General features: G+C 57.7%; 21 protein-coding genes. 5 read left to right on the top strand and 16 right to left on the bottom strand.

The features are described from left to right. The first annotated feature begins 79 nt into the window (after positions 1 to 79). The gene (locus tag AOA60_RS31795; protein ID WP_099587667.1) at positions 80 to 274 is read left to right on the top strand and encodes a hypothetical protein; all 195 of its coding nucleotides are present in this window, start codon (positions 80 to 82) and stop codon (positions 272 to 274) included. Between the two features lie 134 nt (positions 275 to 408). On the opposite strand, the gene AOA60_RS31790 is transcribed toward AOA60_RS31795, so the two are convergent. Both AOA60_RS31790 and AOA60_RS31785 read right to left on the bottom strand, forming a co-directional pair. Next, positions 409 to 1371 (bottom strand): ArdC family protein, encoded by a 963-nt coding sequence (locus AOA60_RS31790; protein ID WP_099587653.1) that lies wholly within the window; start codon positions 1369 to 1371, stop codon positions 409 to 411. Positions 1372 to 1504: 133 nt separating this feature from the next. Next, the gene (locus AOA60_RS31785; RefSeq protein WP_099587652.1) at positions 1505 to 1834 is read right to left on the bottom strand and encodes a hypothetical protein; all 330 of its coding nucleotides are present in this window, start codon (positions 1832 to 1834) and stop codon (positions 1505 to 1507) included. A gap of 450 nt (positions 1835 to 2284) precedes the next feature. Here AOA60_RS31785 and AOA60_RS31780 point away from each other — a divergent pair, with 450 nt between their 5' ends. Continuing rightward, on the top strand, positions 2285 to 2683 hold the full coding sequence (locus AOA60_RS31780) for a DUF3742 family protein (RefSeq protein ID WP_099587651.1): 399 nt from the start codon (positions 2285 to 2287) through the stop codon (positions 2681 to 2683). Here the strand turns inward: AOA60_RS31780 and AOA60_RS31775 are convergent. The 5 genes from AOA60_RS31775 to AOA60_RS31755 form a co-directional block, all read right to left on the bottom strand. Continuing rightward, positions 2672 to 4213 carry a conjugal transfer protein TraG N-terminal domain-containing protein gene (locus AOA60_RS31775; protein ID WP_099587650.1) on the bottom strand — a complete coding sequence of 514 codons (1542 nt, stop codon included), beginning with the start codon at positions 4211 to 4213 and terminating at the stop codon, positions 2672 to 2674. The genes AOA60_RS31780 and AOA60_RS31775 overlap by 12 nt on opposite strands. A gap of 10 nt (positions 4214 to 4223) precedes the next feature. Then, positions 4224 to 4532: a hypothetical protein gene (locus AOA60_RS31770; RefSeq protein ID WP_099587649.1), complete on the bottom strand. Its 309-nt coding sequence runs from the start codon at positions 4530 to 4532 to the stop codon at positions 4224 to 4226. Between the two features lie 3 nt (positions 4533 to 4535). Continuing rightward, positions 4536 to 5918 (bottom strand): integrating conjugative element protein, encoded by a 1383-nt coding sequence (locus AOA60_RS31765; RefSeq protein ID WP_099587648.1) that lies wholly within the window; start codon positions 5916 to 5918, stop codon positions 4536 to 4538. Then, the gene (locus AOA60_RS31760) at positions 5915 to 6871 is read right to left on the bottom strand and encodes a TIGR03756 family integrating conjugative element protein (protein WP_099587647.1); all 957 of its coding nucleotides are present in this window, start codon (positions 6869 to 6871) and stop codon (positions 5915 to 5917) included. The genes AOA60_RS31765 and AOA60_RS31760 overlap by 4 nt, the downstream gene beginning before the upstream one ends. 115 nt (positions 6872 to 6986) lie before the next feature. After that, complete coding sequence (locus tag AOA60_RS31755; RefSeq protein WP_099587646.1) at positions 6987 to 7241, bottom strand: helix-turn-helix domain-containing protein; 255 nt, start codon at positions 7239 to 7241, stop codon at positions 6987 to 6989. 73 nt (positions 7242 to 7314) lie between these two features. On the opposite strand from AOA60_RS31755, the gene AOA60_RS31750 reads away from it, so the two are divergent. The 3 genes from AOA60_RS31750 to AOA60_RS31740 all read left to right on the top strand — a co-directional run bounded on the left by AOA60_RS31750 (position 7315) and on the right by AOA60_RS31740 (position 8836). Beyond that, positions 7315 to 7659, top strand: coding sequence for a LasR-specific antiactivator QslA (locus AOA60_RS31750; RefSeq protein ID WP_256592916.1), 345 nt, complete (start codon positions 7315 to 7317; stop codon positions 7657 to 7659). A gap of 185 nt (positions 7660 to 7844) precedes the next feature. Continuing rightward, the gene (locus AOA60_RS31745) at positions 7845 to 8093 is read left to right on the top strand and encodes a hypothetical protein (RefSeq protein WP_027603218.1); all 249 of its coding nucleotides are present in this window, start codon (positions 7845 to 7847) and stop codon (positions 8091 to 8093) included. After that, a complete protein-coding gene (locus AOA60_RS31740) occupies positions 8090 to 8836 on the top strand; it encodes a zeta toxin family protein (protein WP_099587645.1) in 747 nt (248 codons plus the stop codon). The genes AOA60_RS31745 and AOA60_RS31740 overlap by 4 nt, the downstream gene beginning before the upstream one ends. A gap of 24 nt (positions 8837 to 8860) precedes the next feature. Here AOA60_RS31740 and AOA60_RS31735 read toward each other — a convergent pair whose 3' ends face one another. Genes AOA60_RS31735 through AOA60_RS31695 form a run of 9 tightly spaced genes read right to left on the bottom strand, consistent with a single transcriptional unit; the run spans position 8861 to position 16322 of the window. Next, entirely contained in the window at positions 8861 to 11608 is a 2748-nt protein-coding gene (locus AOA60_RS31735; RefSeq protein ID WP_099587644.1) for a conjugative transfer ATPase, read from the bottom strand. Beyond that, complete coding sequence (locus AOA60_RS31730; protein ID WP_099587643.1) at positions 11608 to 12024, bottom strand: TIGR03751 family conjugal transfer lipoprotein; 417 nt, start codon at positions 12022 to 12024, stop codon at positions 11608 to 11610. Before AOA60_RS31730 ends, AOA60_RS31735 begins: the two co-directional genes overlap by 1 nt. Continuing rightward, positions 11987 to 13504: a TIGR03752 family integrating conjugative element protein gene (locus tag AOA60_RS31725; protein ID WP_099587642.1), complete on the bottom strand. Its 1518-nt coding sequence runs from the start codon at positions 13502 to 13504 to the stop codon at positions 11987 to 11989. Before AOA60_RS31725 ends, AOA60_RS31730 begins: the two co-directional genes overlap by 38 nt. After that, positions 13494 to 14306: a TIGR03749 family integrating conjugative element protein gene (locus AOA60_RS31720; protein ID WP_099587641.1), complete on the bottom strand. Its 813-nt coding sequence runs from the start codon at positions 14304 to 14306 to the stop codon at positions 13494 to 13496. The genes AOA60_RS31725 and AOA60_RS31720 overlap by 11 nt, the downstream gene beginning before the upstream one ends. Then, positions 14303 to 14944, bottom strand: coding sequence for a PFL_4703 family integrating conjugative element protein (locus AOA60_RS31715; RefSeq protein WP_099587640.1), 642 nt, complete (start codon positions 14942 to 14944; stop codon positions 14303 to 14305). Before AOA60_RS31715 ends, AOA60_RS31720 begins: the two co-directional genes overlap by 4 nt. Then, entirely contained in the window at positions 14941 to 15354 is a 414-nt protein-coding gene (locus AOA60_RS31710; RefSeq protein ID WP_099587639.1) for a TIGR03750 family conjugal transfer protein, read from the bottom strand. Before AOA60_RS31710 ends, AOA60_RS31715 begins: the two co-directional genes overlap by 4 nt. A 7-nt stretch (positions 15355 to 15361) precedes the next feature. Continuing rightward, positions 15362 to 15733, bottom strand: coding sequence for a TIGR03745 family integrating conjugative element membrane protein (locus AOA60_RS31705; protein ID WP_046509162.1), 372 nt, complete (start codon positions 15731 to 15733; stop codon positions 15362 to 15364). Positions 15734 to 15750: 17 nt separating this feature from the next. Continuing rightward, positions 15751 to 15990, bottom strand: a complete 240-nt coding sequence (locus AOA60_RS31700) for a TIGR03758 family integrating conjugative element protein (protein ID WP_099587638.1) — start codon at positions 15988 to 15990, stop codon at positions 15751 to 15753. Continuing rightward, entirely contained in the window at positions 15987 to 16322 is a 336-nt protein-coding gene (locus AOA60_RS31695; RefSeq protein ID WP_099587637.1) for an RAQPRD family integrative conjugative element protein, read from the bottom strand. The genes AOA60_RS31700 and AOA60_RS31695 overlap by 4 nt, the downstream gene beginning before the upstream one ends. Positions 16323 to 16388: the final 66 nt, after the last annotated feature.

Below are 16388 nucleotides of genomic sequence, written 5' to 3'. Positions count from 1 at the left end.
CCGTTTTATTGGATGCGCATGCTGGTACGAAAAAGGAAAGTGTCGGTACACTGCGGTGCGAATTTTATCGGGTCTTGCCATGAACCTCACTGACGCCACGCTCATACTGCTGCTCGCGGCACGTATCCATGGAACAGACGAAGCCGTCAGGGCTTCGGCGAAGAGCGTGGTCAAGAAGCTACCGCGTAGCAAACGTGGTCTGATCTACAAGGTGATCGACAGCCGAAGTCCACTCGAGCTGGTGGATTACCTGGCGGAGAATCTGGATACGTAACGGCGTGCTGCTGTTACGGGATTACCTCATATTCTTTGCGTCAGAGTTCCGCGGTGTAGGGATTTTTCTGGGCATAGAAAAAGGGTCCAACTCGTGTAGGACCCTATGAAGCGTTTGCAGCGGCGAGGTGACGATCAAGCTCCATCGTTCATGCATCGCGAGTCATCCATTACCGTCTGCTTCCGTTGCTGCTCCAGGTTGAGCACATACTCCGAAGCGCATCGGGCCTGGCCACTGGCGCGGAAAATCGCGCGGTTGTCAGCCTTGAGCAGGCCGAGCCAGGAGTCGATATAGCCCTCGTGCCGAAGCTCTCCCCGTATACCGGCGTAGGCACATAAAAAAGCGGCGCCCATTTCGGCGATCAACTCTTCAAATGCATAGGCTTGCGAGCCAAAGGGAGACGGAGAGGACACGCCTTCGCGCTGCAATCGAGAGTGGTGTCCGGTCCAGTGCGTCAGCTCGTGAAGTGCGGTGGCGTAGTATCCACCTTGATCGTGGAATTGCGATTTTGCCGGCAGTTGGATGAGATCCCTGATCGGGTGGTAAAAGGCTTCGTCGGCAAATCGATGAATGATATTAGCGCCTGAACTTAGCAACAAACTTTCTGCAGCGGCGTTGGGGAAGAAGGGATCGCTCGGTTCCGTCTCGAGCGAGGTTTCGTTGAGTGTTTCGAGTCCCTCCGTTTGCTCGATGTTGAACAGAAAATGCGTCCTGAGAATGCCAAAGTGAGCGACCTTGGGCTGACCGTTTTCATCAAGTACGGGTAGGCCTGATTCGTTCTGTTCCTCGCGCTCCATCGGCTTGTAGAGCACTGCCAGGGTGCTGTGCTCACCCTTACGAATGTGCCCGCCAGCTTTTTTGGTTTGATTGAAGGTCAGCCAGCGATCTTGAGTGAACCCCTGCAATCTGGCCTCGGCCCAGAGCAACGGTAAATTGATGCCCGAATAGGGACGCTGGGTGATGGCGTTGATGGGGTAGGGTTGGTGATGACCGACGTCAGCTGAGCCACTTGAAGACCAGGGTTTGATCCAGGGCGCTACGCCTTGGTCTAACGCGTTAACGATCTTGTCAGTCACGTCTTGGTAGATATTGCGCATGGCATTTTCCTCGGAGAAAACGGAGGAACGCCTTTCCCGTCGGGGAGGGTTCCCCGGTGGGTGTTGGTTGGATTGGATGCAGGACTGCGCGCAGTCTAAGTGTGGATCAGTGGCAGAGTCTGGCCATTTGCGGTCAGCGTTGCTGCTCTTCCGCAAGCGCTATCAGTAGGGCGTTAGTTTGGTCTGCTGCCTGAAGCTGGCTGAGGCTTAGTCGCAGCAATGGTTCATGATCTGCATCACTCGCTGAGACGAACTTGGCTACCTCAAACACCACGTAGGGTGCGTTTGGATCGGCCAGGTGTGCTTTGAAGGCTGCGCGTACGATGTTGCTCAGCCTATCGAGCTGCAGTTTTTCAGAATGATTTGAACCATCGAGCAATACTGCGTGTTGCCACGCGTCTGGAGTGAACACAACGGGCAAGCGCGGAGTGGTCAGTGCTTCGCTTGTGAGTGAGTCGGACATGGTGTGCCTCCGTTGATAGCGCGAAGAAACCTGTCCCATAGGGAAGGAATTTCCCCGCGGTGGGTTGAAAAAAAGAAAAGGGTTTGGGACGAGCCGAGCTCGAAAGGCGCTCGGAAGAGCAGTAGGCGTTCATCACCGTAAAAACGATGATCGTGCGAGCTACCGAACGCTAATCGCACTTGGGGGAACCATCACCGGAGTGACGTAGCTTTGAAGGCGCTGGCTACCTGGGAAGGTGCTGTCGATAACAGCGATCCGTATCCTCTATGTAGCTGAATGATATGCATGGGTCAACGGCCATAGAGGCGCTGGTTCACGAGCTGCGTCTTCTGTCTTCCAGTGAAGAGTTTTTCGACCGAGCAAGCTGATAAACGGTTAAGCATGGGCGATTTTCAGTAGTAGGCTGTAATCTCGATTTCCAAAGGAATACGCTCAGAAGAGGGCGCAATCATGCCGGCTCAGCAGCCAGTTCAACTCTCCCGCGCACACCGCTGGGCATATGCATGCGGTATGTCGGTAAAACGTGTTTATCGCAGGTTGAAAGGATTTGAATCTCGTGTGGCTAAACGTGCAGTCGCGACAGGTATGCCTGCTGGTGGGCTATTGGTTCGCGGGACCATTCTAATTACGAAGCTGGCATTCATCCTTGGGTTGCTTTTTATCGGTTTCTGGTTGGTCGCTTCTGTGGTGACGATGATTGCTGTCATTGGACTTCTGGTATCCAAGACTGCCATTGATGCGGATATTAAAGAGGCGGCACCCGGTCCAGACTACCTTGGTGCCGACCTCTACATCGGTGATTTTGACGACAACGGGCATTACATCGGCGACAGCAAATCATCTAATTGAGCGGCTAGCCGCCCCCACTATTTGATCCGTGCCTTTGCTTGCTGAGTCACTTGCGGCTTTGCTGCCGTTCGCCAACATGCCTTGAATCCCGTTTCCTACTGCATATGCTGTCCAGCTCATAGCTCCAAGGAACAGCATAGGCAGTACGATGAACATTGCCCCCATCACATACTCAATCACCTGCGCCGTCACGGTCCCATCCATAAATCCGGATGTCGGCAGCGACAGCAGCGCCTGATTGGATGCCGATACTTGGTTGTACAAGGTATCGAGCATGCTGGAGTCGACCCAGCGGGCCAGCTCCCACCAGAAGGTCAGCATGTGCAACGTGAACAGCGCGAACGTCACCGTCATGACGGTCTTTAGCTGGTAAGTACTGACCAGTAGGATCAGCGGCAAGCTGATGATGACACCCATGATCAGGAAAGCCTGCACCATGGGCAGGGCGGCGCGTAGCGCATTCATCGCCGGGAAGTTGCTGAAGGAGCCGAGGGCCAGCCCAGTGTTGGTGGCCAGGTTATTAAGCCCCTGATTGATCGACCCGCCGCGAGCACTGGAGCCATAGTCCTGGTACACCTGTCCGGGCGACATGGACATTGATTGCTGGCGCGGGCTGACCAGTTCGCGAAGCGTGGCATTCTCAATCTCGTTGCTTGAGCGATCAGTCAACCAGCCTTTCAACTGAGTCAGTAGCGAAGGATCGACTTGCTCGATCAAGCGCGCTCGCAACCCGACACCACTGTCGCTCCACCACTGTTTGCAAGTGGGGTAGCCCGCGCCATTCTCCAACCGTGGCAAGGAAATATCGCGGGTTTCATCATAGGGCCAGCTGACTCGCGGTGTCCGTGAGCGATCCGTGTCGTAATAACCAGGCGTATCGAGAAAATAGCTTGAGCCGATCCAGGACGCCTCATGACTTTGTGCCTTGTCCAACTGCGGGCGATTGGTGAACAGCCGTGAACGGGAATAGCCGTAGCAGTCGCGAGTAAAATCGGCGACTTCCTGCAGCAGAACCTGACTGTCGATGCGCGAACTGTCGATCTCCATGCGCATCTGCCGGATATCCGGTGCGCAAGGAATGGAGGCGGTTGCCGCCGCCGTCACCCCTTTGCTCAAGGCGTGCACCAGAAACCACCAAATTGGCACGTTGGCGGAGCGTTCGCCGATGGTATTGAAGGTGATCCCCCAGGCGGTTTCTGCTGGCTTAGCCACACTGATACCGCAGCGCTGGCTCGCTGCATCATCGAACGTCATTGACGTGAGGCTCAATGGAAAGACCGGCGCGCAGCCGAACAAGACGACGATGTAGGCCAGCCACAGCCGGTTCTCTATCCGCGGTACAGAGAGCAATCCTTTGTTGCCTTCATCCGCGCCTTGCTGACGGGCCGACAACCATTCTTGCAAGATGATTGCACCAAAGGGCGCGGCGAACAGCCCAGTATCGGATAGGACGTTCCAGATACCGTTGTTGATGATCCATGCCAGCAGGGAGAGGTAAAACTCCAGGTAGCTGTTGGTGCTCATGAGCATGGTGGTGACCTCACAATCGAGTGAGCTCGACGCAGGTAAAGAGTAAGAGCCCTAATGTCCCGGCGCGTTTCACGCGCAGTCGGTCCTGCGGTCGATGTCGGTAGCGCCTTTGCAGGTCCCACCAGAGCGCAAAGAGGACGCCGTAGAGCAGGGCGCGCCACCACCGCAGATAAGGCCGTATCGATTCCAAGGTTTGCTGCCAGACCTCGAAACTGCCCAGCGCAGTGCGGCCGATCCAGGCGACCAGTGCGGCGGTCAGGATCATCACTGCTGCAACCCAGAGACTTGAAAGCAAAGTGAATAGCAGTGAGCGTTTCATGGCTCACTTGCGCCTGGCGTCAGCGTCGTTGAGTCGGCCAGGTTCAGGGTCGCCTTGCTCGACGGTGCGCGACGCATCGGCACCTCCGGCATGTCGATCCAGTACAAGGCTGGCGGTATTGGTTGCGAGCATCTGCCGGACCTGCAGCTCGATTTGTAGCAGACGTATTTCGCGCTCCAGGGTGTCGATGTTTTTCGTCAAGGCTGTCTGGGCCGGCTCGGCTGAAGCGATGTTCGGTTCGTGGCTGCCTGCCAGCAGGGTGCGCAGTAGCAGGAGCGCCTTATTGAGCACGCTGGACAGGGCCGTCTCGCTGGCCAAGCTTCGCGCCAACAGATCCTGATCGGGATCGTCGCGCAAGGCTTCGATCACGCCTCGGGTCACTGGCAGCATCGGGCTGGAGGCGTTGTTCAGATTGTCAGGGGTAGGCGACAATGAGCCGGACAACAGACCTTGCAGGGTCTTGAGGTGTTCACTGTAGGCCTCCTGGATCAGCGGCGTCAGTCCGCTGCCAGCGGTAGCCCGCAGAGTCTCGCAAGTGTCGCAGGTCGCGACTTCGGTCTCGCCCAACACTCGAACAGCCCATTCGGATTCCTCTTGGGGTGAGGTCCATGCTTGGCAAATAGCGCCGCCCAGGCAATCACTGCTACTGATCGAGGCGCTGTCATCCACGGACCGGTTATGCAGCAGGTTGTAGCCCGCGCGCACCACATCGGAGGTTGCCCGAATGGGTGTTTGTCCGCTACCTCCAGCCTTCTGCCCGCCGACCCATGACACCCCATTATTGCCGTTACGGGCCTCGGTGTTTTTCACCGCGGCCACCGCATCACCGCCGGTTTGTTCGAGGTTGCCCTGCATCTCCTGGTTCTTGGCCAATGCGCCCCAGCCGGCTTGACCGACCTTGTCCGCCATCTTCTCAGCCATGGCCTGGCAGGTCAGCTTAGAACGGTCGAAGTCGATACGCCCCTGCATCACTCCGTTGCTCAACAACTCATAGAGACCCGGGTTGGCACGCTGGATGATCAACGCCGGCAGCGACATCACTGCTTGGGTCGCGTTCTGCACAATGCTGCCCATGATCTGCTGGAACCCTTCGGTGACGCCGTTCAACTGGTTTTGCAGGGTGTTGGTGAGGCTCATGTTTCCGCACATCATGTTCGCTTGCCAGGATCCGCCGACACCGAGCCCGTTGGGGCGATAGAGCGAGCTCGGCGAGCCCGCTGCCGAGCCGCCACCGATGGTGTACATCACCCGGTCGTCGAGCACTTCGCCTTGAGTGCCTAGACGGTAATCGTCCTCGGCGGCGTGGGCATGCGTGGCCACGGCGAGCAGTCCGCAGAGCAACAAACTCATCGGGCCCAACCATGGTCCTGCAAGAAGCCGCCTCATGAAGCACCACCTTCGAAGTCGATGCTGAACAGGAAGGTCTGTCCCTCACGCTTGCAGCAGCTATAAGGACGCCACAGCGACCAGGCGTAGCCTCCATCCGCACTCTGCACCGGATCGCTGGGGAAGATGGCACATGTGGGTTGAACCACGGGAGAGAGCAATTGCCATTTGTGGGTCGAAGCGTCGTTTTCAACGATTGGGCCAGGCGGCCAATAACCATCGCGTGGTACGGGTGTGAGTGGGACATACACGTGCGGTTGCCAGTTGCGGGTAATGACGTCACCCGCTCGCTGCGCCATCACCGCAGCGGCTTTGAAGTCGTCGGGTTGCACCAAAAATCCTTGCCTGGGATAGACGTTGCCCCACATGTTGCCCGCGAGCTGACGACCGATTTCACGGATCCCGGGCACAAGCGACTCGGGGTAAAGGCTTTCCGGGATGCCATGACGCCAGGCCAGTGAGTCCAAAGTGCTCAGGTAATAGGGCATGAACGCAGTGGCGCCGCTGGCGCAGGCGTAGCCGGATTGCGAGGCCAGTTGCGTGGCGGCCCAGCCGCCGGGGTGACCGATGGCATCAACATTTTTGAAACGAGGCAGGTTATCGCGCTGGGTGTTCGGCGTGATCAGGTTACCACCGCCTTCCGCACCGCTGGTGGGAGAGGAGAGCGCGGCCATCTCGGTCCACGGATTGCTACCGGTGGTGGCATAGCTGGAGACCACCAGTTCAGGAATGAAATGACGAACCTTGGTTGAGGTTTTAACCGTGCAGCCGAAGGGGGTGCAGAGCAACCAGAAGCAGACGCCGACGATCCTGTACTCGATGCAATCTAGAGAAAGCATGGAGGCGGTAATGCTGCTAGTATCCAGCGCCACGCTTGACCCGGATGCCAGCAGAATGCTCAGCACCAAAGGATGTAACTTCTGGGGCGAAATATGCAGGCAGGCAGCAGACATGATCCAGGCTCTGGGTGTATGGCCTGGACAGGTTCAATGATCGAGAGAGCGGTGTCAGTGAGAAAGTCGAACGCAGGATAGTCGGTTTACAGCGATCTTCTGAATCAGCAGAGAGTCATTCAGCGCTCAGCGTACGAGCAAGCGCGTCAGACTCGATGAGCAGCTGATCCGTTTTGATCTCGAAAATGTTGGCGAGTTTGCAGAGGACCAATAACGACGGGTTGCCTACCCCTCGCTCGATTTGGCTCACGTAGGTACGATCCACCTCGGCCATGAGCGCCAATTGCTCCTGGGTAAGGTTCTTCACGCGTCGCATCGAGCGGATATTATCCGCGAGTTGCAGACGGAGCTGTTCGAAGTCTTGAGTCATGCGCGCAAACTGCGCCTTGAGGGACTCTCAATCCACGGGATATAGTCTACATGGCTCTGATTCGGGCGCTTTTTTGAAGCTTAAGCGAAGTGCCAATTTTGTTTCTATGCTGCTTGGGACAGACCCAGCATTAATAATTAAATCGAAAGCTAAGGTGTCTATGGACGAAAATTACGTTTCAATTCCGGCGGCGGACGGCTGCCCGAGTCTTTTGACGCCGTGGGGCATCGAGTTTGCGCCTATGATCGAACGTGGCGTGCAATGCGCCCAGGCCTGGCTTAATACACCCGGTAACGTACCGCTGTGGTGGGAACTGACGCAGGCACGGAAGACTTGTCCGGCAGGAGAATCTCAGGATGCTTTCGAAGCAGGATTTTTATTGAGAATTCAGCAACGGCTTCAAGGCTTTTCACCGTAGCCGTGCGGCTCCAACCCTGACGATATGGCCTACACGGGAAAATTTACTGGAAGGTATGGTTCCAGGCTCCATTCCTCTAGAATGGAGATCTGACAGAAGTGGCGTTGGTCTGTGATAAACAGATTTACCTAGCTAGGATTCTGATAAGTGCAGATTCTGCACGCTCTGAGAACGTGGAGCGCGATATGAAAGCCGACCAAGTGTTGAGTGACGATCTGGTGAGCCGACTGGAGGGTAAAATCCCAGCCATGGCTGAAGGTGCGATCAATACGGCCTATATCAACGCGCTGGCGGCCGGACGCAGCGTGATGGAAGTCATGGACGGCATGCTCGTTGAGACGACTGCTGATGGTAAGCACAAGGTTATTCGAGTGGCCAAGCCCAAGCATAAAGTGACCTTGGGCGGGATTATCAAGGTGCACCGCTGCTCATGACTGTCCCTCGGCTGAGGATGTTTGCCGGTCCTAACGGTTCCGGCAAAAGCACGATGAAGAGTGCCGTCCATTCCCACCTGATCGGTATCTATATCAACCCGGATGAAATCGAAAAGGCTGCCAAAGAGGGCGGGCGTCTGGAATTCAGCGATTTTCAGCTGGAAACCAAAGGTGATGAGGTTCTCGGTTTTATCAAGGCGCATCGCCTGATCCGGTCGGCCCAGCTTGATGAAGAGGCGGCCAAAATAGACTTCAGCAGCAACGGCCTGAATTTTCAGACCGTGGCAATGAACTCCTATTTTGCTTCCGTGCTCTCTGATTTCATGCGGCACAAGCTCCTTGAAGCCCAGTTGTCTTTCACCTTCGAAACGGTGATGTCTAGCGAGGACAAAGTCGCTTTTATGCTTAAGGCAAAAGCGTCGGGATATCGAACCTACCTCTACTTTGTCGCCACTGAAGATCCTGACATTAATATCAACAGGGTCAAGAACCGTGTCGCGGCAGGTGGGCACCCAGTCCCCACGGAAAAAATTGTGCAGCGCTACGGTCGTTGCCTGAACCTATTGCCGGCAGCCATCGCAGCTTCGAACCGGGCTTATATCTTTGATAACTCCGGCGCTGATCTGGTGCTGCTCGCTGAAGTAACAGACGGGACTGACCTTGAATTCAGTGCTGATGAGATCTCTGACTGGTTCATGCAAGCCTACGTGGAGAAGGTTTTCAAGGATTTGCTGCCGGGTTGATCGAAACCAAGGATCAGCTCCGTTTCACTTAATTCCTCGCATCCTATCGATCCGTTCAGCTACCCGGTAAGCCGCCTCCAGTTCCGAGCAGCCGGTGCTCTGCATCAGTGTCCAGCGCTCGGCTTTTTCCTCGGGCTCCGTCATGGCCAGGGCGAGATAAAGACTGGGCGGCACGGCCCGAAACAGCGTCTCGAGCTTCTTCGATAGCACAACCCCCTCAGTGTATTTCCCCGGCTCCTTACTGGCGGAGAGCAGCAAGGCCTTCTGTGCCGGCGTGAGTTTCTTGAACCGTGCGATTTCTTCGATTTCCGCAGGCGGCATGTTCAAGCAAATCCACCATTCGATCATGTTGAGCATGGTCTGCGCGGCAGTGGGAAAGTCGGCAAGGTTTTGCGTCGCCAGCCAGAACCAGGCTCCGAGCTTGCGCCACATCTTGGTCCCCTTGACCACGAATGGCGCCAGCAGTGGATTTTTGGTGATGATATGGCCCTCGTCGGAGACCATGATGATCGGTCGGCCCAGATACTGGTCGCGCTCAGCAAGGTTGTTCACGGTGTTCATCAGGCTGATGTAGCTGATGGACATTTGTGCTTCGTAGCCTTCACGAGCATAGGTGGCCAGGTCGACGATGGTCACATCGCTTTCGGGCCAAGGCGTGCCTTCACGATCGAACAGTTCACCCTCGAAACCCTGGCAAAACAGGTCCATGGATTCGCCCATTTCCTGGGCACGCTCGCGACGTTTCTCTGGCAAGTGCGGGTCGGTGGCGACGCGCAGCAACGCGTCGCGCACGTCGCGAGTCAGTACCTGGCGCTCCGCTGCGACACAGGTCTGTGCCGCATCTAGGATGCACTCGCGGATCAAGCTGCGATCGGCTCGACTCAGGCGCGCTTCTTCCTTGGCTTCGCCACCGGTGATCATCAGGCGGGCGGTGATTTCCAATTCGCCGAGAACATCGCGCTGGTCTTCGCGACTGGTTACCATCTCATCGTCCCACTCATCGATCGATAGACTCGCCACCTGATCCGGCTGCTCGACCAGGCGCCAGGCATCGGCGAAAGGCGCGAGGCTGACCGAGGCGCCAGGTTTCAATTGGACCTTATTGACTGATAGGCCTTGCGTTGCGAAGTAGTCGCCCTGCAAACCGAATGAGTTACCGGCCTCAACGATAAACAGGCGAGGGCGGTACACCGCCATGACCTGCATCAGCAAGGTGACAAGGGTGGCCGACTTACCGGCGCCGGTGGGGCCGAACAACAGCAGATGACCGTTCATGGCCCGGTCTAGGCGTGACAACGGATCAAAGCTTAACGGCGAGCCACCACGATTGAACAGCGTAATGCCCGGGTGGCCGGTGCCGGTGCTGCGACCCCAGATGGGGACGAGGTTTGCCAAGTGTTGGGCGAACATCAGACGCGTGTACCAGCTGCGCGTGTCACGGGCCGGGTTGTAAGTCATCGGCAGCCAACGCAGGTAACTGTTGCACGCGGCGACTTCATCACCCTCACGTACCGGTTGCAGCCCCGCGCCCAACAGCGCGTTGGCCAGGCTGACCGATCGCTGGTGCAATTGCTGTTCATCGTGACCGCGCACGTAAAATGCCAGGGTGCCCCGGTATAGCTTGTGCTGACGGCCGATGATCGCGCGAGCCTCTTCAACATCCTGGCGGGTCTGGGTCGAGGCCAGGTTTTCACCGATGGCTTTGCGCGCCAGACGGTTCAGCTGCTCCTCGAGCACATCTTGGGGTTTGACCACCAGGGTCAGACTCATCACCGTGCCTTCGGGTAACTGGTCGAACAGCGCATTCACTGCGTCGCCCTTGCGAGTTTCACCAGTGAGTTGACCAATCAAGGGAGGCCGCCGCAGTTTGTCCACCACCATGACCCGATGGGGTTGTCCATCGAAGTACCAAAGTCCCTGTTGCACATCCGAACGCGGTTCGTTGAAAAACAGCCGCTCGGCGAAGTCGTGATCGAAGGGTAACTCCAGTGACACGCCATCACTTGACTCCGGATAGGCCACGCATTGGTAGAAATCCTCGGGCGCTTCATCCGTGAGTCTGGGCGCCGGATTGAACCAGGGCAACAACCAAGCATACAGACCGTGGCCATCGACTCGCACCGATTGCACCCCGCATGCCTGCAACGAAGCCACGATACGTTCGCAAGCCTGTTGTAGGGATTGCACCGGGGTAAGTCCCATCTCCTCAATGCCATCCTCAAGCCAGCGATAGATCACCAGGCGCACCCGTCGATTATTGCTGCGCCAGGGTAGGCGCGTGACGGCCTTGTCCTCGAACAGACCTCCCGGCTTGGCGATGGCCTTCAGATGACGACGACTGAGTTCCAAAAACGTTTCGGTGAAGACCGTGCCTCGCGCGCTGTCTTGAATATAATCGGTGAGACGCGTCAGGTAGGGGGTGAAGTCGTTATCGTCCTGGCAGAAAAACTGCGCCACCCAAGGCGCTTGGTCCAGTTCGTCAAAGCTATCCTGCAGGGCGTCTTCGAGGGCATCGCGGGCTGTCACAAGCCAATCGGGTTCGCGCCCTTCAGTGCCGATAGGCAGCAACTCGAACACCGCCCCCACCGAGCGATTGTCATCCAGTAGAAAACACTGCTCGGTGTCGAAGTATTCGACCCAAGGCAGATGATCGGTGAAGCTGGGGTTGTGTGCATACAGTGCAGCTTCATCGGCCAAGGTGGCACGAGGGCGCAATGGGTGCCGCCAGGCTTTCCACGCAGAAGTGCGGCTGCCCGAATCGCCGGTATGCACTACAAGTCTTCCTGACGTTCACCGGGCAATGCGTACTGCACCCGTTGGTAGAACGGAAAGACTGTCGAGTAACCTGGGATCGGTGCCTGCTCGGTACCACTCAGGTGCGGGTACACGTACAGCACCAGATCGGGATTGGGCAGGCGAGGGAACAGATTGTGAATCTCGTTCGCCGCTGTACGCGTATACGGCTCTTGGAGGGAGACCGAGAAATCTGCTGGGGCTAACGGGCGGCGTAACTGCTGCCGAGCATCCAGCAGTTGCTGCTGAGTGCCTTGCGAACCGGCGTTGGTCCAGATGTCCAGCATGGTTTGCTCGCCATGGGGCAGCAGCGTCTCCTTATCGGTGGAACACCCCGTCAGGACCAAGGAAAACACGCTAATCCAGGTCAGGCAGAGAGACGTGGTCTTTTTCATGGCGAACGCTCCGGCCCTTGGGCTCGTAGTCGATGGTGATCTCATGGTCGAGGTGCAGCGCGACTTGGGCGGCCGGCGGCACGTATACGGCAGCAAAGGCTTCGCCGTAGAGTTTGTTGATCCACTCACGGATGTCGCTGACCCCGCCACTGAGAATTGAATTCAGCGCGCTATTACCACTGCTGCTGGTGATTCCGAGCGTACTGCCGCCCGAACTGATCACGCTGCTGTTGTTCTGCCCATCCCCGAGCAAGGAGGCGACACCGGCGCCAGCTGCCGTGATCAGACTTTGGCTGCCGAGGTACTGCTGAGCGTTTGAGCGGCGCTCACCGGCAATGCAAGGAATGCCATACGGATCGGACAGATAACCGAGTCCGCCACGAATCTTGTCTGTGTTCGAGCTCTGGGGGGTGGAGGCATTGCGGCTGGCTACCGTCTTCGGCTGAGGCACCGTGCGGATGGTGCCATCGGTAAACACAAAGGTGATCGACTCGATCTGTCCGCGTACGCAAGACAGGGTCCAGTCACCGGATGCCGTGCCACTCATCACGGCGCCCGCGACGTCTGGCAGGTCGATGCCGTTGGCCGTCAGATTCTCGGGACCGACCAACACCTTGAAGGGGTAAGGATCATTCACGGTGCCGTCCACCGGGACTCGACCGATCAGCGCAGTCATGGCGACCGAACCCATCAATGTTGCGTTTTCAGGAATGGTGTAAACCGGTTTCGCGCCTTCGGCACGATCGACGGATCGCGCCAGGTCGCGCTTATTGTTGGTGACCGCGCCTAGCTGCTTCTGGCTGCGGTCGATGGCATTTTCCTTCAAACCCTCCAGTGAGTTGAAGGCAGTCGGCAGACTCAGGGCGGACGCGGTTTTGGTTATGCCCCGGGCGTCGGTGGACGGAGCATCCGAGGGCTCAATCCACTGCAGCGCATCGTTGGCAGAATGCTGTCCTTCGAACTGCGCCCCGTCGCCCGGCTCAAGCCCCAATCCGATCGGAATGTCCTTGCCCTTGCCGGTCAGCCCCGACAGCTGTTCCTGCAATTGCGTCAGCAGACCACGGGCCTGGCGACTGTCTTGTTCCGCTTTGAGCCGGGCCTCGTTAGCTTGTCGGCGGCCTTCGTCGACCTGCTGGGTCACGCTGCCAAGCGCGGTCTGGATGCGCGAATCAACGCTGTTTTCCCGCTCGCGCAGACGGTTGTTCTCCGCCTGCAGTGAATCGTTATGTTTTTTCAGGCCGAGCATGTCGCTGCGCATGGCCTTCACCTGGCCGACCAGGGTGGCAACCGTGTCGCGTGGGGTATCCCCCGCAATACCGAGCGACTTTGCTTGCTCGGCGGATAATTGAATATTGCCCTGATCAATTGGGTGCTCTGGAGAAGGTGTGCTGCCACCCGCGACCCAGGTTTTCAGAATGATAAACACCACGCCTAGCAGCACAGCCGGTACTAGCCATCTGAGCAAGGCGTTAGCTTTCATCGTCAGTACCTCGCGCAACGGACGGGAGCAGCACGGCTTGCTCGAGGCCGGCACCGTGAGTGACGAGGTAGGCAATCGTGGTGTCTTCAGCACTGCCGACAGGCCCGAGGAAAGCATGCTGGAAGGTCGCGGCGAACAGCTTCGCCTGCAGTCGACGAGAATCGAGTTGCACCGTGTCTGAACCACGATTACGCAACCTCACCGCCGTCACCCAGTAGTCACCAAGTCGCCAGGCGGCGATGGGTGTGCTGGACACGTTTTCAGTCGGCAGCAGGGTCGGCAGTGCGGTGAGCAGCTTGAGCGGGACGCGGCGTACGCCGGGCAGGGATTCTACGGTGCGCAGCGGCGCGTACAGGCTTTGCGCGGCGTAGCGCGTCAAAGCGACCGGGATCGGCGTACGTTCTGGAACAGGGGCGGTGCTGGATTTAGCCTCGGTAGCTTGCACCTGGGCATTCTTGAGAATACGCACGGGCTCCAGAGGCTGATCGCCGGGGGTGGCTGCGATATCTAGCAGGATAATCTCGCCCGTCGAGACCGATTGCAGTTGCAGGCGGGTCGGAGCAATGGCTTCCGACGCTCGCAGGTACAGCGTGCCGCCGGTTGATTGCACGCGCAACTTGCCCGTCAGGGTTGAGGGCACACCGACGCGAACAGCCTCATCGACAAAGACCACTCGCTCCTGATTGATAACCAGCGGGACCGCAAGGGGAAGGCGTTCCCAGTGCATCAGCTCGACGGCCTGCGCTGCAACTCCCCATAGCATCAGTGCGATGGTGAGCCCCAGGGTAGAAATCCGCGTCATGGCTCACCTCCAGGCGGAGCAATTTTTTGCGGCGTGCCCTGATAACAGTCCAGTGCCAGCCCCCACTTATTGCGCTCGGGATCCAGATCAAAACGCACCACGCGCAATGGATAACGCACCAACACCCGTTTCACCGGTTCGGCGGCATAATATTCGTCGGCGTTGAGGTCGAGGGTGACCAGCCAGCTGTCGCGATCGAGTTGCTTGACCCTGAGTTCCGGATCTTCGCTGTAACCGCGGCCCAGAATTTCGTAGACGCCACGCACCCGCTGGCGCAGTTCGCCGGCGGCCTTGCGGTATTCGTAATCGCCATCGAGGAAGGTCTTGCAGGAGGGTGTCAGATAAGACTGCAAGCCATAGATGGCGCGACGATAATCCTGCTCGCCATCCGAGGGCCAGCGGTTGAGCTGACCAAAGATGTACAGGGCAAAGGCATACACATTCTCTGAGGGGATATCCCACCACTTGCGCGTGCTGCCCGAGCGCAGATCCGGGGGAACATGCACGGTCAAATCGGTCGGTGCCGAGCGCCAGCCATACCAGAGTCCGGCGCAGAGCATGGCGAGGATCGTTACCGCCAGACGCAGGCTGAGGATATGAGCCTGCTGGGCATCGACCTTGTTTCGAAATCGGCTCATGGTTGCCACCGAGATAGGGCAGGGCGCAATTGACGCGAACGGCGAACCGTCCAGGCACCGGAGTGCAGAATCAAACGTCCGCGACCCAGCCGCCAACGGCTAGCCAATACCCATTCGAGCTTGCGGTACAACCAGGTTTCGGGGCGAGCCCGTTTGGCCCGACGCAGCAGTGTGCCACCGGCAAATAACACCACCGCCATGCTTGCGATCATACTGGTAGGCGCCACGGCAATGGAGGCGGTGGCGATCGCCAGAGGAACACCCAACACCAGGCCGACGAGAACGCCGATACCGAGCGCCACCCACATCTCATCATTGGTCAAACCCCGCAATACGGCGGGATCACGATTGAGTCGCTCCGGCAGAAAGACCAAGGTGCCGTCGGCAAGACGTTCGATAGTGTCGTTCATGCCAACCTCACAGAATTGCTGCAGCCTTGGTCAGAAACCAGATGATGATCACCACCAACAGTGCTCCGATGCCGACTACGGCACCGAGGTCCTTCCAGGTCTTGCGCTGATTCTGCACGTCGGCATAAACCGTCAGTGAATGCCAGGCCACACCGAGAAACGCGAGCAGGGCGATCAGCAGACCAAGCAGGATACCGCCGTCGTAGGCGTAGTTTTTGATCGTTTCGATCAACCCGGATCCTTCACCGCGCGAAGGGGCTTCCATGGTGGGGAGCTCGGCGAAAGCTAGGCTTGGGCCGAGTACCAGCAGCAGACCGATCAAGCGTTGGCTGGCACGATCTCGCAGATTGTTTTTCAGAGGGGCAAAGCACTTGAGCATGGTGGCGATCTCCTGGGTTAGGACAGGGTGAAGAACATCAGGACCAACAAGGTGAGCAGCACGCGTGCGGTACTTCCGCCAAGCGCGCCGAAGCGCACACTGCCGGTGGCCCAACCCCGGTAAGCCGTCCACATCACCCAGGCGCACCAAAGCAAAGCCAGAACCAGAACCATGGAGATCCAAAGCGCCGAACTGCTTTGTGTCGAAAAACCGGAGGCGTTTTGAAAGGCTGCGGTCTGAGCGTCAGTCAAGCTCATGGCGATAACTCCACGGGCGGAGTGTCGAGGCGGTAGTCGCCGATCAGTTCACCAGGATCGCGAGGTTGAGCACGGGCGGGGGAGAGATAGCCCTGCACACCCTGGCGAATACGTTGGATGTCCTGAGACAGGCGGGGATAGTCGAAACGGTAACGGACATCGGGTTCAGCCGTGTTGGCTGTCTTAGCTCGTGTCACAAGGCGTTCGATGGTGTCGAGTTGCTGCTGGATAAGACAGAGCTGGACCTGCTCTGGGGCGGAAACGGCATAGCTACTGTTATAGGTCAATGCTATTGGAAGTAGCAAAAAACTGCGGATGTTTTTAGTCAACATGATGCTGTTCCGAATGAGTTTGGAGGCAGCATCAAGTGAGCAGATAATTCATTCAGTAGAAAATCT

Source organism: Pseudomonas sp. 2822-17, assembly GCF_002742485.1.
Classification (GTDB): Bacteria; Pseudomonadota; Gammaproteobacteria; order Pseudomonadales; family Pseudomonadaceae; genus Aquipseudomonas; species Aquipseudomonas cyclaminis.
The sequence above is the reverse complement of the archived record's forward strand: the minus strand, read 5'-3'. Positions and strand labels throughout refer to the sequence as shown.